The 22,936-nt window shown below is 60.6% G+C and carries 18 protein-coding genes and 2 pseudogenes; 4 read left to right on the top strand and 16 right to left on the bottom strand.

Translation table 11 applies throughout. The features are described from left to right. Positions 1 to 937 precede the first annotated feature (937 nt). On the top strand, positions 938 to 4,261 hold the full coding sequence (gene carB, locus IPP35_10000; GenBank protein ID MBL0059422.1) for a carbamoyl-phosphate synthase large subunit: 3,324 nt from the start codon (positions 938 to 940) through the stop codon (positions 4,259 to 4,261). Between the two features lie 131 nt (positions 4,262 to 4,392). Here carB and IPP35_10005 read toward each other — a convergent pair whose 3' ends face one another. The 15 genes from IPP35_10005 to IPP35_10075 form a co-directional block, all read right to left on the bottom strand. After that, a complete protein-coding gene (locus IPP35_10005) occupies positions 4,393 to 6,750 on the bottom strand; it encodes an MMPL family transporter (protein MBL0059423.1) in 2,358 nt (785 codons plus the stop codon). A gap of 67 nt (positions 6,751 to 6,817) precedes the next feature. Next, the gene (locus tag IPP35_10010) at positions 6,818 to 7,846 is read right to left on the bottom strand and encodes a PAS domain-containing protein (GenBank protein ID MBL0059424.1); all 1,029 of its coding nucleotides are present in this window, start codon (positions 7,844 to 7,846) and stop codon (positions 6,818 to 6,820) included. Between the two features lie 72 nt (positions 7,847 to 7,918). Further along, complete coding sequence (locus IPP35_10015; GenBank protein MBL0059425.1) at positions 7,919 to 8,608, bottom strand: response regulator transcription factor; 690 nt, start codon at positions 8,606 to 8,608, stop codon at positions 7,919 to 7,921. A 5-nt stretch (positions 8,609 to 8,613) separates the two neighbouring features. After that, positions 8,614 to 8,988: a response regulator gene (locus IPP35_10020; GenBank protein ID MBL0059426.1), complete on the bottom strand. Its 375-nt coding sequence runs from the start codon at positions 8,986 to 8,988 to the stop codon at positions 8,614 to 8,616. 7 nt (positions 8,989 to 8,995) lie between these two features. Further along, positions 8,996 to 9,598: a recombination protein RecR gene (gene recR, locus IPP35_10025; protein ID MBL0059427.1), complete on the bottom strand. Its 603-nt coding sequence runs from the start codon at positions 9,596 to 9,598 to the stop codon at positions 8,996 to 8,998. After that, entirely contained in the window at positions 9,598 to 11,373 is a 1,776-nt protein-coding gene (dnaX, locus tag IPP35_10030) for a DNA polymerase III subunit gamma/tau (protein ID MBL0059428.1), read from the bottom strand. The genes recR and dnaX overlap by 1 nt, the downstream gene beginning before the upstream one ends. Positions 11,374 to 11,403: 30 nt before the next feature. Beyond that, positions 11,404 to 11,892 carry a hypothetical protein gene (locus IPP35_10035; GenBank protein ID MBL0059429.1) on the bottom strand — a complete coding sequence of 163 codons (489 nt, stop codon included), beginning with the start codon at positions 11,890 to 11,892 and terminating at the stop codon, positions 11,404 to 11,406. Then, on the bottom strand, positions 11,893 to 12,378 hold the full coding sequence (locus IPP35_10040; protein ID MBL0059430.1) for a dCMP deaminase family protein: 486 nt from the start codon (positions 12,376 to 12,378) through the stop codon (positions 11,893 to 11,895). It abuts the gene before it with no gap. 32 nt (positions 12,379 to 12,410) lie between these two features. Beyond that, positions 12,411 to 12,821 (bottom strand): peptide-methionine (R)-S-oxide reductase MsrB, encoded by a 411-nt coding sequence (gene msrB / locus IPP35_10045; protein ID MBL0059431.1) that lies wholly within the window; start codon positions 12,819 to 12,821, stop codon positions 12,411 to 12,413. Positions 12,822 to 12,895: 74 nt separating this feature from the next. Beyond that, the gene (locus IPP35_10050) at positions 12,896 to 13,222 is read right to left on the bottom strand and encodes a pyrimidine/purine nucleoside phosphorylase (GenBank protein MBL0059432.1); all 327 of its coding nucleotides are present in this window, start codon (positions 13,220 to 13,222) and stop codon (positions 12,896 to 12,898) included. Positions 13,223 to 13,230: 8 nt separating this feature from the next. Next, complete coding sequence (locus IPP35_10055) at positions 13,231 to 14,316, bottom strand: hypothetical protein (protein ID MBL0059433.1); 1,086 nt, start codon at positions 14,314 to 14,316, stop codon at positions 13,231 to 13,233. Next, positions 14,270 to 15,046 carry a hypothetical protein gene (locus IPP35_10060; GenBank protein ID MBL0059434.1) on the bottom strand — a complete coding sequence of 259 codons (777 nt, stop codon included), beginning with the start codon at positions 15,044 to 15,046 and terminating at the stop codon, positions 14,270 to 14,272. Before IPP35_10060 ends, IPP35_10055 begins: the two co-directional genes overlap by 47 nt. Then, on the bottom strand, positions 15,043 to 15,552 hold the full coding sequence (locus IPP35_10065; GenBank protein ID MBL0059435.1) for a TIGR03546 family protein: 510 nt from the start codon (positions 15,550 to 15,552) through the stop codon (positions 15,043 to 15,045). Before IPP35_10065 ends, IPP35_10060 begins: the two co-directional genes overlap by 4 nt. Positions 15,553 to 15,664: 112 nt before the next feature. Beyond that, the gene (ysxC, locus tag IPP35_10070) at positions 15,665 to 16,258 is read right to left on the bottom strand and encodes a ribosome biogenesis GTP-binding protein YsxC (protein ID MBL0059436.1); all 594 of its coding nucleotides are present in this window, start codon (positions 16,256 to 16,258) and stop codon (positions 15,665 to 15,667) included. A 20-nt stretch (positions 16,259 to 16,278) separates the two neighbouring features. After that, positions 16,279 to 16,632, bottom strand: coding sequence for a hypothetical protein (locus IPP35_10075; GenBank protein MBL0059437.1), 354 nt, complete (start codon positions 16,630 to 16,632; stop codon positions 16,279 to 16,281). A 105-nt stretch (positions 16,633 to 16,737) separates the two neighbouring features. Here IPP35_10075 and nifJ point away from each other — a divergent pair, with 105 nt between their 5' ends. The 3 genes and pseudogenes from nifJ (at position 16,738) to IPP35_10090 (ending at position 22,297) form a co-directional block, all read left to right on the top strand. Beyond that, positions 16,738 to 20,223, top strand: coding sequence for a pyruvate:ferredoxin (flavodoxin) oxidoreductase (nifJ, locus tag IPP35_10080; GenBank protein ID MBL0059438.1), 3,486 nt, complete (start codon positions 16,738 to 16,740; stop codon positions 20,221 to 20,223). Between the two features lie 13 nt (positions 20,224 to 20,236). Continuing rightward, positions 20,237 to 21,239 (top strand): annotated as a pseudogene (locus tag IPP35_10085) (dihydroorotate dehydrogenase-like protein). 86 nt (positions 21,240 to 21,325) lie between these two features. Beyond that, entirely contained in the window at positions 21,326 to 22,297 is a 972-nt protein-coding gene (locus IPP35_10090; GenBank protein ID MBL0059439.1) for a PorV/PorQ family protein, read from the top strand. Positions 22,298 to 22,782: 485 nt separating this feature from the next. Here the strand turns inward: IPP35_10090 and IPP35_10095 are convergent. Further along, positions 22,783 to 22,893: pseudogene (locus tag IPP35_10095) on the bottom strand (prepilin-type N-terminal cleavage/methylation domain-containing protein). Between the last annotated feature and the right edge of the window lie 43 nt (positions 22,894 to 22,936).

A 22,936-nucleotide genomic window follows, 5' to 3' on the forward strand; every position in this document is an offset into this window, starting at 1 on the left:
CCTCGCGCTTTCCTCGTTCTCCGTCGCCTGGGCGCTGGATCCGCGCACCGGGGGAACCACCCTCCTGGAAACCATAGACGCCCGGGCCGCGGCCCTGGGTGAAGCGGGATCAAGTTTGACGGGGGATCTGAGCGGTGTTGCTTTCAACCCCGCCGTGCTAACCGCCATGGAGGGCGCTCAATTTGAAACGCAGTTCGAAGCGGCCCCTGGGGATGTCCGCACCGGGCTGGTGGCCTTTGGCCGAGGCGGACCCCGGGCCGGTTGGAGCGCTTCTTTGGTCTTTTTAGACGCTGGAACCATCGATCTCGTGCCAACGGTGGGCACGCCGACGACGGCGCGGGCCCAGCAAGACCTGGTGGGAACGTTGTCGGGGGGCCTCGTTCTGTCTCCCTGGTTTCGGGTGGGCGGGACGGTGAAGGGTCTCCAATCGAAACTGGTTGAGGATTACAGCGCCACGGCCGTGGCCGGGGACGCGGGAGTTCTCATGGATCTTCCGCTCCCGGGACTGCGCCTGGGCGCCGCGGTGCAGAACCTCGGCGCCGACCTCGCGTATCGGTCCACCGGGGATCCCCTGCCGTTGTTTTATCGGGGGGCTGTCCTACACCTTTTCTCCCGGAGGAGAAGACGCCTCCGTCCCCATGGCGAAAACCTGGTACGCCGAAGAAAGTTCGGCCGGTTCTTCCATCTGGGTCGGGGCGGACGCCGTTTCGGACCGCTGGGGAGCCGTCTCTGGGAATTTGGGATTCGAATGGGATTACGCCCACAAGGCTATTTTTCGTCTCGGGGGGAAAGTCGGCGCCGAAGGCGAGGGCCTTTCCGGCGGAGTCGGGTTCTGGATCCAATCTTGGCGTCTGGATTACGCCGTCCAGCTGGTGAACGAAATAACGGACCGGCACCGGTTGTCCGTGTCCTATTTTTGGAAGGGGAAATCCTAACTATGCCGAAACGAACCGACATTGAAACCATCCTGATCCTGGGGTCCGGCCCCATCGTGATCGGGCAAGCCTGTGAATTTGACTATTCCGGAGCCCAGGCGGTGAAAGCCCTGAAGAAAGAGGGTTACCGCGTGGTTCTCATCAATTCCAACCCCGCCACCATCATGACGGATCCGGAATTCGCCCACGCCACCTACATCGAGCCCTTGATCCCGTCCATGGTGGAGCGCATCATTGAAAAGGAAAAGCCCCAGGTCATTTTACCCACCTTGGGAGGCCAAACCGCCCTGAATCTCGCCGTGGAGCTCCACGAGAGGGGAAGCCTGGCCCGTTACGGGGTCGAGCTGATCGGCGCCAAAGTGGAGGCGATCAAACGGGCCGAAGACCGGGAATTGTTCAAGAAAACCATGATGGGCATCGGCCTGGATGTTCCGAAAAGCGGGGTGGCGCGAAACCTGGACCAGGCGGAGCGAATCGCCGCCGATATCGGGTTTCCCTTGATCATCCGCGCGTCGTTTACCTTGGGCGGCATCGGTTCCGCCATCGTCTACACCCGGGAAGATTTTCTGGCCGCCGCCCGCCGCGGTCTGGACGCCAGCCCCATCCACGAAATTTTGCTGGAGCAAAGCGTTATCGGCTGGAAAGAATTCGAGCTGGAAGTCATGCGGGACAAAGCCGACCAGTGCGTGGTGATCTGTTCCATCGAAAACCTGGACCCCATGGGGGTCCACACCGGAGACTCCATCACCGTGGCCCCCGCGCAGACCCTCTCGGACCCGGACTATCAAATCCTGCGGGACCAGTCCTTCGCTTGCATCCGCGCCATCGGCGTCGAGACGGGAGGGTCCAACGTTCAGTTCGCGGTGGATCCCAAGTCGGGCCGCACGGTGATCATCGAAATGAACCCCCGGGTTTCCCGTTCCTCCGCTTTGGCCTCCAAAGCCACGGGGTTTCCCATCGCGAAAATGGCGGCGCTCCTGGCGGTCGGGTACCGGTTGGACGAGATCCCCAACGACATCACGAAAAAAACCCCCGCCTGTTTTGAACCGGTGATCGACTACGTGGTCACCAAAATCCCCCGTTTCGCCTTCGAGAAGTTCACCGAAGCGGACCAGACTTTGAACACCAGCATGAAATCCGTGGGCGAGGTCATGGCCATCGGAAGCACGTTCCGGGAATCCCTCCAAAAGGCCCTTCGCGGGCTCGAAATCGGCCGCGCGGGACTCGGCGCGGACGGGAAATCCATCGTCCCCAAGGTGGATGAGGCCGTTCAACGCCTAGCGGCGGGCGGGGAAAACCCCGAACGAGTGAAGCTCCTGGAGGAAGTGGAACACAAGCTCCGGGTGCCGAACTGCGACCGGATCTTCAATATCAAATACGCTTTGCAGTTGGGCCTGTCCGTTCAGGATATTTGCGGGTTGTCGGCCATCGATCCTTGGTTCGTACACCAGATCTCCATGATTTGGGAGCTGGAAAAAGAAATCCGTGCGGCGGGAAAAAGTCTCTCCATCGACCTGCTCCGCCGGGCCAAGCGCGACGGTTTTTCCGACAAACAGATCTCGTATCTCACGGGGCTCACCTCCGCCGCCGTCGCCAAGATGCGGAAAAAGAACGTGCCCGTGACGTTTAAGAAGGTGGACACCTGCGCGGCAGAGTTTCCGGCGGAGACCCCTTATTTCTATTCCACGTACGAAGAAGAGGACGAATCTCTCCCGCTTTCCAAGAAAGACCGCGTGATCGTTCTGGGCGGCGGTCCCAACCGGATCGGGCAGGGCATCGAATTCGATTATTGTTGCGTGCACGCGGCCATGGCCATCCGGGAATGCGGCGGCGAAGCCATCATGGTGAACTGCAACCCGGAAACCGTTTCCACCGATTACGACACCTCCGACCAGCTTTTCTTTGAGCCGCTGACCTTGGAAGACGTGGTGAACGTGGTGGAGCGCACCAAAGCCAAAGGCGTGATCCCCCAGTTCGGCGGCCAGACACCGCTCAACCTGGCGAAACCGCTCCTCAAGGCGGGCGTGAAAATTTTGGGCACCTCGGCGGATTCCATCGACATGGCCGAGGACCGGCAACGCTTCGGCGACCTTTTAAAAAAGTTGAAGATCCCGCACCCTGCCCACGGCACCGCCCGCAACCTGAAGGAGGCGGAAGAGGCCGCCCGTCGGGTGGGTTACCCCGTCATGGTTCGTCCCTCTTATGTCTTGGGCGGGCGGGCCATGGAAGTGGTTTTTGACGACGCCCAATTGGCCGTCTACATGAAGCGGACCTTGGAAGGCGGCGCCGGCCTCCCCATTCTGTTGGACCGATTTCTGGAGGATGCCAAGGAAGTGGACGTGGACGCGGTGTGCGATGGGAAAGAGGTCTACATCGCCGGCATCATGGAACACATCGAGGAGGCCGGCATCCACTCCGGCGATTCGGCCTGTGTCCTTCCGCCCTATAGCCTCGAACCGAAGGTGTTGGAAGCGCTCTCCCGCTACACGACCCAAATGGCGCTGGCGCTCAAGGTGAAGGGGTTGATCAACATTCAATTCGCCGTCCAGAACGGAACCGTTTACGTGCTGGAAGCCAATCCCCGGGCCAGCCGCACGGTTCCCTTCGTCTCCAAAGCCACGGGCGTGCCCATCGCCAAATTGGCCGCCATGGTGATGGTGGGGAAACCTTTGAAGGATGTTTTGGCCCCCTGGAAAAAAGTCATCGATCAAAAGAAGCCTTGGTTCTCGGTCAAAGAGGTGGTTTTCCCCTGGTTGCGCTTTCCGGAAGTGGACGTGGTCTTGGGGCCCGAGATGCGCTCCACCGGCGAGGTCATGGGGATCGACGTGGATTTTGGGACCGCTTTCGGAAAATCCCAGGCGGCGGCGGGCGGCGCCCTGCCGAAAAAAGGGACCATCTTGTTCAGCCTGCGGGAACGGGACCGGGCCCAGGCGCTCCCGATCGTCAGCGCTTTCCAGAAGATGGGTTACGGTTTGATGGGAACCCAGGGTACTTACGAATACCTAAAAGAGAACGGCCTGGAAATGGAGTCGGTCAAGAAAATCGCCGAAGGGCGGCCCAACGTTTTGGACGTCATCAAAAACCGGGAGGTGGTTCTGGTGGTGAACACTCCCGAGGGCCACCGCTCCCGTTCCGACGGGTTCCACATTCGGCGGACGGCGCTCCTCTCCAACGTCCCCATCGTCACCACTTACGCCTCGGCCCGCGCCGTGGTGGAAGGGCTCCAAGAGTCCCGGGAACGCCGCTGGGAAGTCCGGTCCCTCCAAGAACTCTACAAATCCGGCGCTTCCGTTCCCGTCAAAAAACCCTCCTCCGTTCCCGCCTGACCCCAAGGCGATTGGGATAAGGGGATTTAAGGGTCGTTGCCCGATTTATCGGGCGCCCTTCTTCTATCCCGAGGCAAACCCCATGAATGGGTAACGCCACATCACAGCCCTTCTCTAGAAGCCCAACAAAATCAGGTCCTTCGGGGTCTCTCTTCCCAACGGGCCCAAAGGGCCAGGATGGATTTCAAAAAGACCTGGTCTCCCGCCATGCCGATGATCAGGATGAGGACGTTCAGCGCTCCGAAAAAGAATATCGGACGGAAATGGGACAGCATGAGAACACTGAAGGCGATCCCGATGATGAAGAAAGAGGAGAAGGACGTTTCTCCCTTTTCGTAAGAGACTTCTTCCAAGGCTTTCCTCACGGTCATCCCGCGCCGTCTCGCGTCTTTGAAGGCCACGAAGAAATGCACGGTGTCGTCAACGATAATCCCGAAGGCGGAGGCCGCGATCAAGGACGTGCCCGTGTCCAGGGGAATGCCCGAGGCGCCCATGATCCCGAAATTGACGGCAATGGGAAAGAGGTTCGGCAGTAAAAAGAGCAGGGCCAACCCCCAGGACCGCAGGACCAGGGCCATCAGGAGAAAAATAACGACCACCGTTTGGCTGATGTTGGACACCTGGTCGTTCACCATGACCCGCATGGTTTTAACCGTAAGATCGATGAGGCCCGTGATCCGGGCGGTGACCCCGTCCATGGGGTGGGCGTCGAGGATCCGCTGGATTTGCCCGATCAAATTCTCGGCGTCTTGGGACCCCGGGCAGTGGGCGCGGATCACCAACCGGGTGCGATCATACGCCGGAGTCACGTAGTCCTCCAAATCGTCCGCTCCATAGAGAAGCAGGTATTGCTCCAGGAGCCGCCGCCGTTCCGGAAGCCGGTAGTGGGCAGGGTCTTCGGCGTGAAAGGCTTTGTTCATTTCCTTAAAAAATTCGTTGATCCCGATCACCGTGTCGATTCGTGGAAGCGCGCGGATCTCCTTTTCGACCTCTTCGATGACCGCCAGGCGGGTCGGTTCTTTGAAGGCGTCCCGTTGGCCCGCCTGAAAAGAAACGTCGATGGGTTCCGTCCCGGCCAAATTTTTCCGAACGAAATCAATGTCCTGGCGCACGGGAGAGGACGAGCGGAAGAACTCCACCAGGTTCGTTTCGACCCGAACCTTCCTCATCTGCCATCCCCCCCAGAGCAACGTCAGGAGGCAAAGGGAAACGGCCCAGGTCGGGCGTTTCGTCACCGTCCGGTGGATCCAGCGGATGAGCCGAGGGATTTCCCGCTTGGAATGTACGTCGGGGTCCCGATAGACGCTTTCGGGACGGAGGTAGACCAGAAGGGGTGCCACCAGCCCGAAGGTGAAGATGAATTCAAAAATCATTCCCGCCGAAGCCAGCCACCCGAAACTCCGAATGGCCGGGATGCTGTTGAAGGTGAAAGAGAAAAAGCCCACGGCGGTGTTCACGCTGGTCAAAAGGCAGGGGAACAAAACATTTTCCAGCACCCGTCCCAGGGCACCGGGCGCGTCCGGCGTTTCTTTCAAAAGGGATCGGTCCAAATGGGAAAAAAGGTGCACCAGGTCCGAAAGCGCCAAGGAGACCACCAGCGGAATGACGGCCACGGACGCGTTGTTGATCGGAACCCCGGTCATCCCGGCCAAACCGAGCGTCGCCAAAAGAGTCAGGAGGATCCCGACCCCAGCCAAGAGCAGGAGGCGGCTGTTTCGGAAAAGAAAAAAAACGGTCAAGAGGGTCATGCCCACGCTGAGAGGCATGAAGGTTTTCATGTCGACCATCATGTATTGGGATAGGAAATAATTGGTGGAAGGCCACCCCGCCAGGGAAAACCGGTAACCCGATTTCCGGTAAGGATCCAAAACTTTATCCATCTCCTCCATCAACCGTTTTCGCGCCGTGGAGCTGGGGGTGGCTTCCTCCCCGTCTCCCGCGTAATGAGCGCGAACGTAGACGATGATGGCCGTCGTCTGCCCGTCCTTGGAGATGAGACTTTTCCGATAGAGGGGGTTCGCCAGGGCCCGGGCGCGAAGCGTTTCCAGGGTTTTGGGGTCGGAAGGGATCGTTTGCAGGAAGGGCTCGGCCTGGAAGGCGTCCTCCGTTCCCCGCAGGTCCGTGGCGTTGGCGAGGCTGGTGACGTCTTTGACATCATCGAGGTTCAGCAGGGAGTCCGTGATTTCCTTCAAGTCCTGAAGACGGCGGGGGGTAAACAGGTCTTCGGCTCGATAGGCGATGACGACGAATTCGTTTTTTGGGAAGGCTTTCTTATGGTTCTTGTAAAAGGCGACCGCGGGGTCCGAATCGAGAATGAAGTCGTCCACGTCGTTCTTTGACTTTGTGTTCGGCAGAAACGCCAGGAAGGTTAGGGCGAACAGCGCGGTGAGGAAGATCAGCCTCCCCGAATGGCGGGAGATCTGGAAAGCCATCCAGCCAATGGCGCGCTGGCGGAAAGGGTCGGCGGAGGAGGGTTTCGTGTGCGTCATTAAAAGGGTTGTCGTTTGGGGGCTTGGCCGCGCCCCCCCACTCGTATACCAGGGAAAAGCGATTCCGTCAAGGACGGGGCATCGGAAGCCGGACCGTGAAGACACTCCCCTGTCCCGGCACGCTGGCGACCGTCACGGAGGCTCCCCGGTTTTCAACGATATGTTTCACGATGGCCAGGCCGAGCCCCGTTCCGCCTTTTTGGGAGGTGCGGGCCTTGTCGGCGCGGAAAAAGCGTTCGAACACCCGGGGTTGGTCTTCGGGCGAGATCCCCGTTCCCGAGTCCTCCACCTCGATCCGGGCGTTCCCTTCTTCGCGCGTCGCCCGCAGGGTCACCCGCCCGCCCGGGCGATTGAATTTGATTCCGTTGTCGACCAAATTCATCAGGATTTGCATCAGTTCGTCGGCGTCGACGTCGATGTCCAAGGGGGACGGCGGAAGATCGGCGGAAAGGGAAACGTTTTCTTTTCGGGCCAGGGGTTCCAGGGTCTTGAGGACCCGGGCGACGATCGTGTGGAGGGAGCAGGCCGCTCTCTGGGGGGCGACGCCGGGCCGCTCCAGGAGCGAGAGAGCCAATAGGTCCTCGATGAGACGTTGGAGTCGTTCCGCTTGCTCTTGGGCCGTTTCCAGAAATTCCCGCGCATGGGCGGGGTCTTCGAGCGCGCCGTCCAGCAGGGTCTCCAGGGCGGCGCGGAGTGCCGTGAGCGGGGTTTTGAGCTCGTGGGATACGTTGGCCACGAACTCTTTTCTCAGGTTCTCCAGGCGGCGCAGATGGCTGATGTCGGAGAACGTCAACACCGCCCCGTCGGTTTTTCCTTCGGAGCGAAGCGGCGATGCCCGAACAAGAAAGGTCCGTTCCGGGCCTGTTCCGAACCCCAACTCTCGAGTCCCGCCCGGTCCGCCGGCCATGGCGCCGTCCACCAATTCCCCCAGTTCGCGATGGCGCAAGACTTCCCAAAGAGGTTTCCCGATGGCGTCGAGCGGAGGACGGTTCAAGAGTCCCGAAAGCGCCGGATTGGCCAAAACGACGCGCCGTGCCCGGTCCACGGCCAAAACGCCTTCCGACAGCGAATCCACCAGGGGTTTAAGGAATTCCAACGCGGGAGCCGGTGTGGGGGGGAGAACCGGCGGTGGAGCTGAGGGTTTGCGGAAAAAAAGTGACAAGAGGCTCTAGTCCGCGCGAAAACGGTAGCCGACGTTTTTGATCGTCACCACCCGATTTTTCTCGGGTCCGAGTTTCGACCGGAGTCGGGCCACGTGCTGATCGATGGTTCGGGTTTCGAGATCGGCCGCTCGATCGACGCCCCATACGCGCTCCAACACGTCTTCGCGGGAGAGGACCTTGCCCCGGGCCGTCCAAAGGGTTTTTAGCAGTTCGAATTCTTTTCCCGTGAGAGAGACGCGTTTTTTGTTCACCCGGACTTCGTAGGCCTCCGGGTCGAGCTCCAAAGCCCCGGCCTCCAGGATCCCGGCCGGCATCGCGTCGGCGGGGCCCGTTCGGCGGAGGAGTCCTTTTATCCGCGTCATCACTTCGCGGACGGAAAAAGGTTTCGTGACGTAATCGTCGGCGCCCATTTCCAAACCGACGATTTTGTCCACCTCGCCGCTTTTCGCCGTGAGCATCAGAATGGGAACACCGCGGTCCACCCCGCGCACCAGTCGGCAGACCTCGAGGCCGTCGACCTTGGGGACCATCAAGTCCAGGAGGATCAAACGGGGTTTCTCTCGACGGAAAAGTGCCACCGCCGTCTCTCCGTCTTCGGCCAGGAGCGGCGCGTATCCCTCTTTTTCCAGGTTGTACAGAAGGATCTTGGCGATCGCCCGGTCGTCTTCAACCACCAGGATCTTGGGTTTCCCCACGGCGGTCAGCGGTTGGGGCGGCGGAAGAGGGAGCGGACGCGGGCCAGAAGCTCTTTCTCCCCGAAGGGTTTGGTCAGGTAATCGTCGGCTCCCGCGGTGAGTCCCGTGACCTTGTCGGTGTCTTTTTTCTGCCCGGTGAGCATGAGGATCAAGACGCTCTCATCCTCCCGGCGGATCTCCGCGCAAACGGCCACGCCGTCTTTGATCGGCATGAAGAGGTCCAAGATCACCAGGTCCGGTTTCTCGCGGCGGTAGAGGTCCAAGGCCGCTTGGCCGTCGTTGGCGGCCCACACGGTGTACCCCTCCATCTCGAGCATGCGCTTGAGAACGAACGTGATGTCCGGTTCGTCGTCGGCGATAACAATTTTGCCTTTGCTCATAAAAACCTCAGTTCATCGCCCGACGGCCGGAGAGGGCCTGGGCGAGGGTGTGTTCATCGGCGTATTGGATGACGCTCCCGGAAGGGAGTCCAGCGGCCAAACGGGTGATCCGCACCCCGGCCGTTTTTAAAAGGTCCGCCAAATAGGCCGCGGTCGTTTCTCCCTCGACGGTGGGGTTGGTGGCGAGGATGACTTCCTCGGTCTTGTCGGCGCGGACTCGGTCCAGGAGCGATTCAATCCTTAATTCTTCGGGCCCCACGCCGTCCAGGGCGGAAAGGACGCCGCCCAAAACATGGTAGCCGCCGCGAAAGGCCCGGGACCGTTCCAGCGCCGCCAGGTCGCCGGATTCTTCCACCACACAAATCTGTTGGGCGTCCCGACGGGGGTCTTGGCACCGGCCGCAGGGTTCGGGATTTCCCAGGACCTCCACGTAATCTCCGCACGTGGGGCATCGGCGCATGCGGGCCCGCGCCTCGGTCAGGCTGGTTTGCAGGAAATCAGCGCTTTCCCGCCGCCGCAAAAGGTGGAGCGCGATCCGTTCCGCCATTTTCGGTCCGACGCCGGGCAGGCCCAAAATCGAAGAGACGAGATTGTCCCAGGCTCCGGCCATTACGATTCCTCCACGCGGCGGATCCGTCCAGGGAATTTGTTCAACACCTTTCGGAGGCCCGGGTCCAGTGCGGCGATGGTTTTGGGGTCCTCCTCCTCGGCTTCCAGGGAGGGCGGGGAGGCGCTGGGTTCTTCGTCTTCCGCATTTTCCACAACGGCTTCTTCGTCCGCGGGTTCCGGTTCCGGGGCTGGGGCCCGGGGGGCCGCGGGCGCCGTCGCGGCAACGGCCGGCGGCGCTTCCAGCGCCATTTGAAGGCTGAAGGGAAGGGGGATGTGGCGCCGCAAAATTTCCATCCAAAGGGCCTCTTGGGAAGCCACTTGGAATTTCTGGAACTCCTGGTCGAAAGCGAGTTTCAAGACGTTTCCAGGAAGAGCCGACCATCGCGCGGCGTGCAGGAAGGTTTCCAGCGAGGGTTTCTTTTTCCCCACTTCCTGAACCATGGCGGTCCAGGCAGAACGGACCATGTCCGGACCCCAAGGGCCGGAGGCCACCGGGGCTGTCGGGGCGGACACCGGCTCCGGCGGTCGGGGCGGTTCCGAAGGACGTCCCGTTCCCGGGGTTTGGCCCACGGCGGGCGGGGCCACGGTTCTCTCCGGCATGGGAGGGCGGGGTGCCGGTGCTGAAATGGACGGGGGCGGCATCCCGGAGCGCAGATTTTTCTCTAAAGTTTCCAATCGTTCCACGAGCTCGTTGACGGACACGGCGTCCTGGGCGATTTCCAGGCAGGCCAGCTCGAAGGTGATCCGGGGGGATTCGCTTCGCCGCATGTCGGCCACGGCCCGGGAGAGGATCCCCAGGTCCCGTTCCAGCCGTTCTTCGCCGAGCGCGCCGGCTTCGCTCTCCAGTTCGGCGGCGTCCGGGGCGCGGGGGTCCCGCACGCCGGCTTTCCAAAGGAGAAGGCGGTGTCTTCGTTCCAAGAGATCTTCGGCCAATTGGGAAAGGTCCAAGCCGTCGTCCAAGGCTTTTTGAACGGCCTGAAGCACGGCGGCGGGGTCTCCGCTCCGGATGGTCTCGGCAAAACTTCGGATGAATTCACCGGGCAGAAGCCCCAAGAGGTTCCGCACATCCTCCACGGTGGCTCCCCCGGGCGCGAAGGCGATCACCTGGTCCAGAAGCGAGAGGGCGTCCCGGAGCGACCCGTGGGCCGCGCGCCCCACCTCGCGCAGGGCGGCCTTGTCCACCGGGAGGGATTCGGCGTCGATGATTTTTTTCAATCGGCTGAAAATGTCGCCCAGGGTGATGGATCGGAGTTGGAAGCGTTGACAGCGGGAAAGGATGGTCTCCGGGATTTTTTGTGATTCCGTCGTGGCCATGATGAAAACTACGTGGGGAGGGGGCTCCTCCAGCGTTTTTAAGAGCGCGTTGAATCCGTCCTTGGAAATCTGGTGCGCCTCATCGATGATGATCACTCGGTAGCGGGAGCGGGCGGGAGCGTACTTGACCGTTTCGCGCAGTTCCCGGATTTGGTCGATGCCGCGGTTGGAGGCGCCGTCGATTTCCAACACGTCGTCCGTGGAACTCCCGGCCGTGATCTCGACGCATTGGGGGCATTCGCCACAGGGGGTCGGGGTCGGACCCTTCACGCAGTTCAGGGCCTTGGCCAGGATGCGCGCGGTGGTGGTCTTGCCGCACCCGCGGGGGCCGGAGAGAACGTAGGCGTGGGCGATCCGCCGGGCCGCCAAGGCGTTGGTCAGCGTTTGGGTCACGTGTTCTTGGCCCACCAGGTCGTCGAAACCCTGGGGCCGATATTTGCGGGCGAGAACGAGATAAGACATAAGCGGCCCCTCCAGGGCCAGGCGACTAATCTACCACTTTCCCGTCGGAGGGGTCAATGAATCTGTGGCGGTTTCGGTAAAAGAGAGGGGGAGAACGTCCTCAAAAGGAGCTCGGCGTCGGAGGGCCGCCACCAGGGCTTGGGCCTCGGAAAGACCGCGGGTCCGTTTCGGGTCCGGGATGCGGATTTCCAAGGTTTGGCCCTTTTTCGTCATGCCGGTGATCCGGGCGCCCGAGGCGCGGAGGGCGTCGTTGACCTCTCCCACGCGGGCATCGGCCCGGATTACCACGATGAAATGGGTGGGCGAAAGGAAAGGCCGCCCCGCCTCGTCAAAAATGATCTCCGTGTCCGGAATCCCGCCCGCCGAGTAATCCCGCAGGGCGGAAGCGGCGGGGAGGCTCCGATCCCCCAAAAGGAACACCCCCACCGGGGCCGGCGCTTCGGCCCCGAAAAGGACCGCGGCGGCGAACAAAAAAAAGAGCGCGGGCCGGAGAGCGGCCCGACGAACGTCGGGGGTCATTCAGTGGGAGGGGGCTTTGTTGCGGGCCCAAGCCGCGTCGGGGTCAGGCACGTCCAAATGGTCCAGTCCCTCGGGAATGCGCGCGACGATCTTTTTATACTCGTCTGCCACGGCCGGATCGGGATGGACCCAGGGGTGAAGAAAATAGACTTTCCGGATTTTGGCCTGGAGCATTTCCTTGACGCAACCGAAACACGGTTGGGTTGTGGTATACACGGTGCCGTTGGCGACGGAAATGCCGAAACGGGCGGCCGCCAGAACGGCATTCTGTTCGGCGTGGACGCAGATGCAAAGATCATACCCTGTCCCCGACGGGTAGGAGGACCGGTTGGCGCACCGGTCGCACCCGCCGTCCAGGCAGTTGGTCATCCCCTCGGGGGTGCCGTTGTATCCCGTGGAGACGATCCGGCGGTCCACGACGACGATGGCCCCCACGCGGCTTCCCCGGCAGTTGGCCCGGCGTCGGACGGCCATGGCGATGCCCATGAAGTAATCGTTCGGATCGGGGCGGGGAACGCTCATTTTTTCTTCTCGTCTTTCACGAATTGAAGGGCGGCGGAGTTGATGCAATAGCGGAGCCCCGTGGGTTTGGGGCCGTCGGTGAAGACGTGGCCCAAGTGGGCGCCGCATCGCTTGCACAAAACTTCCGTGCGGGTCATGCCGTGGTCGGTGTCGCTGGTTTCGACCACCCGATCGGTTTTGGCGGGTTTCCAAAAACTGGGCCACCCCGTGCCGGAATCAAATTTTTCGTCGGACCGGAACAGTTCCTCCCCGCACCCGGCGCAACGGTAAACGCCCGGTTCGTGGTGGTTCCAGTAGTCGTTGTGGAAGGGGGCTTCCGTCCCCTTCTGGCGCATGATGCAGAATTGGGCCGGGGTGAGCATTTTTTTCCATTCCGCTTCGGTTTTCGGCATTTCCTTTTCACTCATGGCGGCCTCCTTTTTGGGAACGTTCGTTTCTCCCGCGATCAACGCGGTGGCCAGGCAAATCCACCCTGCGGTGATTACGACTCGAAACTGCACAGATACTCCGTCAAGCCGTTCGCCACGGCGATGTCAAAAGACGATTTTCCTGGGACGTTAAAACTTCCGCCGGCCGGGACGTCTTTCCAAGAGGATTCTCCCGCGAGTTTGACCCGGCAGGACCCCGCCAAAATGTCCATCCGTTCCGGGGCGTCGGTGTTAAAATGAAAAGTGCCGGGCGCGATCAGACCCACGGTTTTTTTGGCGCCGTTCGGGAAAAGGAGGGAATGGCTCACCACCTTCCCGTCAAAATAAACATTGGCCTTCAGTTTTACGGTGACGCCGGAAATGGATTCGGCAACGGGCATGGAGCCTCCTATTTTTTCTTGAACAGTCCCTTGAAGTCCGGGATTTTGAGGGATTTGGTCCCGCTTCCGGCCAGGTCGTCCAGAGTCTTTTTGATTTTCTCTTGAACCCCGGCCATGTCCTTTTCGTTCAGGTTCAGTTTTTCCAAAGCGGGCCCCGCGCTTTTTTCGATGAGAGAGGTGAGCTGGGCGGTTTCCTTGTCCACCAGGCTCCCGATTTCCTTTTCCACATCGCCCCGGAGTTTGGCCACTTCCTGGTCCAGGGCGCCTTTCAACGCCCCGCGAATTTGGTCGTCCACGGTGGTGTTCAAAGCGAACCGAGGGTTTTGGATCGTGCCGGAAAGCTCCACGCCGATTTTCGCCTCGGTGATGCCTTTCAGCACGTTCTCCAAGGCGGCGGTCAGCCGATTGGGTTTGGCGGCCCCGGCGTGCTCCAGCGCCAAGCCGGCGCCGTCCAAGCGGATCGTCCCGCCCAGGGCGTCCCCACGGGCTTCGACGCGGGCGTTCACGTTCCCGCGGCCCCGCTCGATGGAAATAGGGCCCCCGTCCAGGGAGCCGAGACGGAGACCGTTCAACGGAAGCCCCGTATAGTCCGCGTTGATCTTCTCACGGGGAACCTCGGTGGTCAGGTCCAGAGTGGCGTCCACCTTCAGCGCCCGTTCTCCCGACCGGCCCGCCAACTGCAACACGGACGGCTTGCCGAGCCGTTTGGGGTCGGAGGTTACGTCCTGGAGGGTCCCCTCATAGGCCAGTCCCCCGGGCGTCTCCCCGGAAAGGGCGGCGCGCTTCAAATGAAAGGTCGGCCAGTGGTAATGGAAAGGGAACGGGATGTCTTTCCCCTGCCGGGTCGGAATAGGTTTCGGGGTTTCTTCCGCTTTCTTTTCTTTTCCATCCGACCCCGCCAGGCGTCGGCCTTTCTCGATCCAGCCGAGGGCCTTCTCCAGTTTCGCAGACCAAGCCGGTCCCAGGAGCCCCTTCGTCAACCCTTCCGTTGAAAAACCCGACTTCACCTGGGCGACGGCTTTGTCGACGTCCGCTCGGCGCAGGCGGTCAATCTCCTTCACCGTCTCTTTGGCCTCGGCGACTTCTTTCCGCACATCCGTCCCTAGAGTTTTCACTAATTTCTGCGCTTCGGACAGGTCGCCTTTGAGGTCCTTCCTCTTTCAGGAGGGCCTGCACCTTGATCACGCCTTCCACGCCGGAAATCTTTTCCCTCTTGACCTTGTCCGCAAACTCTTGGGCCCGGCGCGACAGGTCTTTCACGTCGAGGTTCTTGGTCCGATTTTTCCAGTCGGCGGAAAGGGCGGTGAGCCGGTCCCGTTCGGCGATGGCTTTCCGATAGGACGCGAGGTTTTCCGGAGAGACCAGTTTCTTGGGGTCGTAGGCGTCTTTCAGGTTGCCCCAGGCGTCATCGGCAACTTTACCGACGGCCGACGGTTTTTCCTTGGGCGCGGAGGATTTCACCTTGTCCGGAAGCGCCCCCGATGTGCGCCGGGGGGTTCCGGTTCGGATGTTGGAAATCTCTGCCGTTTCCACGATAAACTTCCGCCAAAAGAGGGGTTTCAGTTCTAATTTCAACCGCAGGGCGCCGACCTCGACCGCGTTCGTCATGGGCTCCTCCGGGTCCGTCACGGCCAGGCCCCTGACGGTGGCCGACAGGCGCCAGAAGCTGGTGCTGACCCCCGCCACGTCCACCTGGGCTCCCACGGCCGCCGAGCCGGCGGTTTGGATGGCCTGACGAATGCCGCGGTCCAGGAAAAAATGGGTCCCCGCCCAGACGAGGACGAGGGGGGTGAGAAGAAGCGCCAGCCGGCCCCAGCGGATCACGAGAGTTTCTCGTAGAGCATGTAGAGTTTGGAAACTTTCATGAGCTGGAACAATTTCCACTTGGACGCCACGGCGATCACGCGTTCCCGGTAGGTCTTCACCAGCCGGGTCGAGAGGATGAAGATCGGAGCGAAAAGGAGGAGGGCCGAGATCAAACTTCCCAGGACGAGGGTGTTGTTGAATCGCGTCCATGGGAGGACGGGCGTGTTGTAGCAGGCGGTCCAGAAACCCCGGAGGGACGGCAGCGTCAGGAGAAATTCGCCGATGCGGTTGAAAACGGGATCGAAGAGATAGGAGAAAAGAGAAAAAACGGCGACCGCGACCAAGGAGGCGCTTTTGTTGACGGGGAGGAGAAAGATCAGGAGAACGATCACGACATTGTGAAGGCTTCCCTTGGGAGTCAACCCGATGACCGCCCCCAAGGCAAACCCTCCCGCCAACGCCCGGGGGGACGCCTTCTCGTTCAGCGCTTTCAGGAATGAAACGAGGATTTTTAAGACAAGCACGTCCTCATTCTATGGTACGGGGGGGACATCGTCAATCGGCCGAATTCCGTTTGTCGAAAGGGCCTTCGAGGGGTTCTGGGGATGCGGGTGGAGTTTTGACGCCGAGGTTAAATCAGGGTGGCGTTGTTCCTTTGCTGTCCAAACATCGGACCACCTCGGCCTTCAGCTCCTGCATTCCTCGCCCCTCGCGGGCGCTGACCCAGGCCACGTCTTTTGGTGGAAGGCCGAACATTTGGGCGATGGTCTCGCGTTGTTTCGCGGCCAGGGTGGAGCGGACCTGGTCCGCCTTGGTAGCGACGATGCGCCAGGGGATCTTTTGGTCCACCATCCACTCGTGCATCTGCAGGTCCAGGGGGGTGGGGCCCACCTTGGCGTCAATGAGGCAAAAAACCATGCGCAGATTGGGTCGGCCCGTCAGGTACCCTTCGATCATGGGGCCCCAGTCCCGGCGTTCGTTCTTGGGGACCTCGGCGTATCCGTAGCCGGGAAGGTCCACCAACCATCGGTCCTGTCCCGCCGAAAAAACGTTGATCATCCGGGTTCTCCCGGGGGTGCGGGAAACGCGGGCAATCACCTGGCCGCAAAGGGCGTTGATCAGGGTGCTTTTTCCCACGTTGGAGCGGCCCACGAAGCTTACCTCCGAGCGGGAAGGGCCCAGGCGGGTGGGGTCGGTTTCACTGATTAAGTAACGGACGTTTTTCCACATGGCGACAGGCCATTATAACCTCAAACGAGGGGGAACGGGGATTTCCCCGAATTTTCGCTGGGCCCATTCTTGTAGGCCACGACCTTTAGTTTTAACGTGATTCCCTCGGGATGGGCGTAGGAGAGGTTCTGGGGTTGCCGGAGTTTAATGAAGACTTCTCCGTCGGGGCCCTTGACCGTGACCCCCTCTTCCATTGAGCCGGACCATAACCGCGCGGTGAGGTCCGTTCCGGGCAAGGAGGCCGTCATTTGGTAGCGGATTTTTACCCATGTGGCGGTGGCTGGAACCACCGGGGAGAGGTCGGCGACGCCCATGGACAGGGTTTTTACCATTTTCGGGTCCGGGGGGGGATGCCAATCCGCTCCGGTTTTCATATGATCGGTCCTCAGACTTCGCTTCTTCCGTTCGGTATCCCCGTTTTCCCCGCCCGTGGATCGTCACGGGCCGAACGAGATCCAAACCCCAGAGGTTTCCAAGCCATGTCCGATACACAATTTAAAACCATTGACGCCGGCGAAGCCGTCGCCTCCGTCGCGTTCCGCACCAACGAAGTCATCGCCATTTATCCCATCACCCCTTCCTCCACCATGGCCGAATGGTCCGACGCCTGGATGTATGAGATGAAAAAGAACATTTGGGGAGACGTGCCCTACATCTACCAGATGCAAAGCGAAGGCGGCGTGGCCGGCGCGGTTCACGGTGCGCTCCAAACGGGCTCGCTCGCCACCACCTTCACCGCCAGCCAAGGTCTCCTTTTGATGATTCCCAACATGTACAAGATCGCCGGGGAACTCACTCCCGCCGTCTTCCATGTGGCCGCCCGCTCCCTGGCGGCCCAGGGCCTTTCCATTTTCGGCGACCACCAAGACGTCATGGCCGCCCGGCAAACCGGGTGGGCCATGCTCTGTTCCGCTTCCGTCCAAGAAGCCATGGATTTCGCCGCCATTTCCCAGGCCGCGACGTTGAAGTCCCGCATCCCGTTCGTCCATTTCTTCGACGGGTTCCGCACCTCCCACGAAGTCCAAAAAGTCGCCTATTTGGAAGACGACACCCTCCGCGCCTTGATCGACGATGCCGATATCCACGCCCACCGGGCCCGGGGCCTGACCCCGGAGAAGCCCGTCATGCGGGGCTCGGCCCAAAATCCGGATGTCTATTTCCAAGGACGGGAAACCGTCAATCCCTTCTACGACGCCTGTCCCGGCATTACCCAGGAGCTGATGGATCGTTTCGCCAAATTGACGGGTCGGCATTACAAGCTATTCGACTACGTGGGCGCGCCGGACGCGGACCGGGTGATCATTATCATGGGTTCGGCCGCAGAAACCGCGGAAGAAACCGCGAAAGTGTTGAACGCCGCCGGGGGGAAAGTAGGCGTGCTGAAAGTCCGGCTCGTCAGCACCGTGTTCGAGGCCATCGCCGCGAATGCCGCCCCGTTCAAAACGGTGCCCATCATTGTCGGCGGTCGATATGGACTTTCGTCAAAGGATTTTACTCCGGGCATGGCCAAAGCGGTTTTCGACAATTTGTCGGCCGCGAAACCGAAGGGGCATTTCACCATCGGGATCAACGACGACGTGGGCCACACGAGCCTCCCCTGGGACCCCCATTTTTCCGCCGAGCCGAAAAACGGCGTGCGGGCGCTTTTCTATGGTTTGGGCTCGGACGGCACGGTCAGCGCCAACAAGAACTCCATCAAAATCATCGGGGAAAACACCGAGGGGTACGCCCAAGGCTATTTTGTCTACGACTCGAAGAAAGCCGGGTCCATCACCATTTCCCATTTGCGTTTCGGCCCCGAACCCATCCACGCGCCCTACCTGATTTCGGAGGCGGATTTCCTGGGCATTCATAACCCCGTCTTTTTGGAGCGGTTCGACCTCTTGGACCAAATGAAGGTGGGGGGGACGGTCCTCCTCAACACTTCTTTCGGCCCCAACGAGATTTGGGATCAACTTCCCCGCATCTTCCAGGAAAAACTCATTTCCAAGAAACTCCGCTTCTTCGTCATCGACGCCAACTTCGTCGCCAAAGAGGCGGGGCTCCGGGGGTTGATCAACACCGTCATGCAGTCCTGTTTTTTCGGGATCTCCAACGTCCTTCCCCGGGAACGGGCCATCGAACAAATCAAAAACTCCATTATCAAAGCCTACGGCAAAAAAGGCGACGAAGTGGTGCAAATGAATCTTCGTTCCGTGGACATGTCCCTGGAACATATGTTCGAAGTCAAAATCCCGGCGAAGGCGACCAGCCTGAAAGAACTTCCTCCCTCCGTGGCTGAGGGCGCCCCGGCCTATGTCCGAGACGTCATCGGCACCATGATCCGGAACCAGGGGGACAGCTTGCCCGTGAGCGCCATGTCCATTGACGGCACCTTCCCCGTGGGCACCGCCGCCTTCGAAAAACGCAATTTGGCCCAGGAAATTCCCGTGTGGGACACGGCCACCTGCATTCAGTGCAACAAGTGCGTCATGATTTGCCCCCACAGTGTCATCCGCTCCAAAGTGGTGGAACCGGCCCTGCTCGCCAACGCCCCCGCGACGTTCAAAAGCCGGGACGCCATCGAGCGGGACTGGAAAGGACAAAAGTTCCTTCTCCAAGTGGCCCCGGAAGATTGCACCGGCTGTAACCTATGCGTTGAAATTTGCCCCGCCCGCAACAAGTCCGAGGCGAAACTCAAGGCCATCAACATGCGGCCCCAGCCCCCGCTCCGTGCGGCGGAAAAAGAGAACTGGGACTTTTTCTTGAATCTACCGGAATACGATCACCGGAAACTGAAGATGGAGCGGATCAACCAGGTTCAGATCCAAACCCCCCTCTTCGAGTTCTCCGGAGCCTGCTCCGGTTGCGGTGAGACCCCCTATTTGAAACTTCTCTCCCAAATCTGGGGCGACCGGGCGCTGATCGCCAACGCCACGGGGTGTTCCTCCATCTACGGCGGCAATTTGCCGACGACTCCCTGGACGAAGAACAAAGACGGGCGGGGACCGGCCTGGTCCAACTCGCTTTTTGAAGACAACGCGGAGTTCGGCCTGGGGTTCCGCCTGTCGGTCAACCAACAGATGGAGATCGCCCGGGACCTGGTGAAAAAACTCGCTTCCCAGCTGGGGGACGACTTGGTCACCGGCCTTTTGGAGGCCAAACAACGGGACGAGGCGGGGATTTACGACCAACGGGAACGGGTCAAGATCCTGAAGGAAAAGCTGAAATCCATTCCCGGCCAAATTTCCGCGCGGCTCACGGACCTAGCGGACGTCTTGGTTCGCCGAAGCGTGTGGATCGTGGGCGGAGACGGCTGGGCCTACGACATCGGTTTCGGCGGATTGGACCATGTTTTCGCCAGCGGAATGGACGTGAACATCTTGGTGCTCGACACAGGGGTCTACTCCAACACCGGCGGCCAGTTGTCCAAAGCCACGCCCCGGGCCGCCGTGGCCAAGTTCGCCACGGGGGGGAAATCCTCCGTTAAGAAAGACCTGGGCCTCATGGCCATGAGTTACGGCAACATCTACGTGGCCGAGGTCGCCATGGGCGCCCGGGACGAACAGACCCTCCGCTCCTTCCTCGAGGCGGAATCCTTCGACGGGCCGTCCCTGATCATCGCCTACAGCCATTGCATCGCCCACGGCATCAACATGACCAAGGCGTTGGACAGCCAGAAGGCCGCCGTGGGAAGCGGCCAGTGGCTCCTCTACCGCCACGATCCCCGCCGCATCGCCCAGGGCCAGAACCCCCTCGTGATCGATTCCCGCCCGGCCGCCATGAAAATGGAGGACTTTTACCTGCGGGAAAACCGCTTCAAGATGTTGACGAAAACCGCGCCGGAACACGCCAAGGATCTGTGGGGACGGTCCCAGGTGGACACGGATTCCCGCTGGGCTTTGTACCAGCATATGGCCAGCCGACCAGTGGCCAACGGCCAGGCCGCCCCCGCGGCCGTCCCCGCTTCGGCCCCGGCGAACTAAAAGGAGAGCCTCCATGCCCGTTGATCTCTCGACCAATTATCTGGGGATGAAACTTCGGTCTCCGCTGGTCCCCTCGGCGTCCACCTTGGCGGACGATTTGGACACCTTGAAAAAAATGGAAGACGGCGGCGCGGCGGCGGTGGTGCTCCACTCGCTATTCGAGGAACAGCTCCGCCAGGACAAAGAAGAGATGTTCGAGCGCACCACCCAGGGCACGGAGAGTTTCGCCGAGGCGTTGACCTATTTCCCCGAATCCGAAACCGCGATCTTGGGGCCCGAGGAATACCTCGAGCACATCGGGAAAGCCAAGAAAGCCCTCCGCATCCCGGTCATCGCGAGCCTGAATGGGAGTTCCGCGGGAGGGTGGATCGAATACGCCAAAAAAATCCAGGAAGCCGGCGCGGACGCCCTGGAATTGAATATCTACGTTATCCCCACCGATCTGAACGCGTCGGGATCCCAGGTGGAGGACAACGCCGTCGACATCGTTCGGACCGTCCGGGCGGCGGTCAAAATTCCCGCTGGCCGTCAAATGCAGTCCGTTTTATTCGAACATGGCGAACATGGCCAAACGGTTCGTGGACGCCGGGGCCAACGGGCTTGTCCTGTTCAACCGGTTCTATCAGCCCGACGTGGATTTGGAGAACATCGACATCCGTCCGAAAGTCCTCTGGAGCACGCCCCAGGCCGCGCGACTGCCTTTGACCTGGATCGGAATCCTTCACGGCCGATTGAAGACCGATTTCGCCGCCACCAGCGGCGTCCATACCGGCCGCGACGCGTTAAAGATGCTCATGGTGGGCGCCAACGTGGCCATGATCGCCTCGGCTCTCTATCGCCACGGACTGAAACATCTCCCTCTCGTTGAAAAGGAAATTCGGGAGTGGATGGAAAAAAACGAATACGAATCCGTCAAACAACTTCGGGGAAGCCTCTCTCAGATCAATTGCCCCGACCCCTCCGCCTTCGAGCGAGCCCACTACATGCGCGCTCTCCAAACCCCGCCCGCGTCTTAACGCATGCCCCTCGAAGGCCCCCGTTGTGGCGGCGAATATTTCGGCGCCAAGATCGACGCGGCCCTTCGGGGAGGGTTGAAAGCCCGATGAGAGGAATCTTCGTCCTGACCCTGTCCCCCGCCCTATTTTTTTGTCTGGCGTCCACCTCTGGATGGGCGAAAGCCAAAACGGCCGCGGTCCCTTTCTTGACCTTGGACACGAGCGCCCGCGCTTCCAGTATGGGCGGAGCCCAGGCCGCCGCGGTGAACGACGCGAGCGCTCTGGTTGCTAATCCGGCGGCCCTTCGCGGCCTGCTCCGGCCCTCCGCCTCCCTGTTCCATGCGACCTATGAGGGAACACTTTTTTTCGATTTCGCCGGTTTCGGCCGCCGGGTGGGCCGGGACGGCGCCTTCGGCGCGGGCGCCCAATTCCTTTCCCAGGGGGATGTTGAACAAATTGATGTGAATGGAAACACCACCGGCCACCTGACCCCCAACGACCTGGCGCTTTCCCTGGGGTATGCCCGCGAGGTTTCGGGGGTTTGCCTGGGGGTGGGGGGAAAATACATCCAATCCAAATTGGTGAACACCGGATCGACCTTCGCTTTGGACGCGGGGGTTTTATCTCCGCTGTTCAGCCAGGGACGGCTTCGCTGGGCCGCCGTTCTTTCGAACGTGGGCCCCTCGATCACCTACGGATCCAAATCCCAGGCCCTTCCGACCCAAGTTCGGGGCGGCGCGGTCTTTGCCGCCTCCCCCCGCTGGGACCTGGCCGCGGACGCCGTGTTTCCGAATGCGGGAGACTCTTATTTCGCCCTGGGCGCCGAATACCATCTTCCGTTGGAGGGTCCGATGAAGGTTTCCCTCCGGGGCGGTTACAACAACCAAAGCGAGGGACAAGATACCCTGAGCGGGTTCAGCGGTGGGCTTGGTTTCGGCGGGAAATCTTTCGGCCTGGACTACGCCCTGGTCACCCTGGGCGATCTCGGTCTCAGCCACCGCTTTTCCCTTAATTTCCGCTTCGGTCCGGAAACCAAACCCCCCACGCCCAAAACCTTTCCTTCCCGCCCGCCGGAATAAACGGGAATTTTCCCTCCCGTCTGTTTTGTCGCCGAACCGCGACGCAACTGAGGATTTCGGGTTAGGGGAGGTGGACAGGGGATTCTGGCTCCGCGTCGACGGGAGAACCTCGGTTAGTGAATCGACCATTGAATCCCTTTGGCGTCGGCATGGGTACACCCTACCCATGATTTTCCTTGGGTTCCAGTCACCCCGTTAAAAGTGTTGCTAATCGTCCAGTTCCAGTAGACCCAGTTGCCATTGTCGGTTGTAAAGATTGCGTTTAGACCTCCTTGATCATTGGTGAAAACGGTTGTTGCCCTGTCGTGGATCCCGACTTTTGGGGTTGGGATCGATTCCAAATACCGCCCCCCGGTCGTCAAGCAGGTCAGGCGGTCGGAAGGAAACAATCCTTCCGTATCGGCGTAGTAAATGGATATCGCGGACCGCAGTCCGCCCAGATCTCCCTGTACGGAAGCGTCCCGGGACTTCTGTATTAAGTCCCCAAATTTCGGAATGGCTATGGCGGCCAAAATTCCGATGATGGCGACGACAATCATAAGCTCGATCAGCGTAAATCCGAAATCTCGAAAAAAACCTTTCGTTCCATCTTTCATATCTGAAGGATAAAGGGAATTTTTTTTCTTGTCAACCCCGAGC

The sequence above is a fragment of the Elusimicrobiota bacterium genome (assembly GCA_016721625.1).
GTDB lineage: Bacteria > Elusimicrobiota > Elusimicrobia > FEN-1173 > FEN-1173 > JADKHR01.

Excerpts from the sequence above, each read along its gene's own strand:
- carB (MBL0059422.1), top strand. The coding sequence starts at position 938 with ATGCCGAAACGAACCGACATTGAAACCATCCTGATCCTGGGGTCCGGC.
- IPP35_10005 (MBL0059423.1), bottom strand. The coding sequence starts at position 6,750 with ATGACGCACACGAAACCCTCCTCCGCCGACCCTTTCCGCCAGCGCGCC.
- IPP35_10020 (MBL0059426.1), bottom strand. The coding sequence starts at position 8,988 with ATGAGCAAAGGCAAAATTGTTATCGCCGACGACGAACCGGACATCACG.
- recR (MBL0059427.1), bottom strand. The coding sequence starts at position 9,598 with ATGGCCGGAGCCTGGGACAATCTCGTCTCTTCGATTTTGGGCCTGCCC.
- dnaX (MBL0059428.1), bottom strand. The coding sequence starts at position 11,373 with ATGTCTTATCTCGTTCTCGCCCGCAAATATCGGCCCCAGGGTTTCGAC.
- IPP35_10035 (MBL0059429.1), bottom strand. The coding sequence starts at position 11,892 with ATGACCCCCGACGTTCGTCGGGCCGCTCTCCGGCCCGCGCTCTTTTTT.
- IPP35_10040 (MBL0059430.1), bottom strand. The coding sequence starts at position 12,378 with ATGGGCATCGCCATGGCCGTCCGACGCCGGGCCAACTGCCGGGGAAGC.
- msrB (MBL0059431.1), bottom strand. The coding sequence starts at position 12,821 with ATGAGTGAAAAGGAAATGCCGAAAACCGAAGCGGAATGGAAAAAAATG.
- IPP35_10050 (MBL0059432.1), bottom strand. The coding sequence starts at position 13,222 with ATGCCCGTTGCCGAATCCATTTCCGGCGTCACCGTAAAACTGAAGGCC.
- ysxC (MBL0059436.1), bottom strand. The coding sequence starts at position 16,258 with ATGTGGAAAAACGTCCGTTACTTAATCAGTGAAACCGACCCCACCCGC.
- IPP35_10075 (MBL0059437.1), bottom strand. The coding sequence starts at position 16,632 with ATGAAAACCGGAGCGGATTGGCATCCCCCCCCGGACCCGAAAATGGTA.
- nifJ (MBL0059438.1), top strand. The coding sequence starts at position 16,738 with ATGTCCGATACACAATTTAAAACCATTGACGCCGGCGAAGCCGTCGCC.
- IPP35_10090 (MBL0059439.1), top strand. The coding sequence starts at position 21,326 with ATGAGAGGAATCTTCGTCCTGACCCTGTCCCCCGCCCTATTTTTTTGT.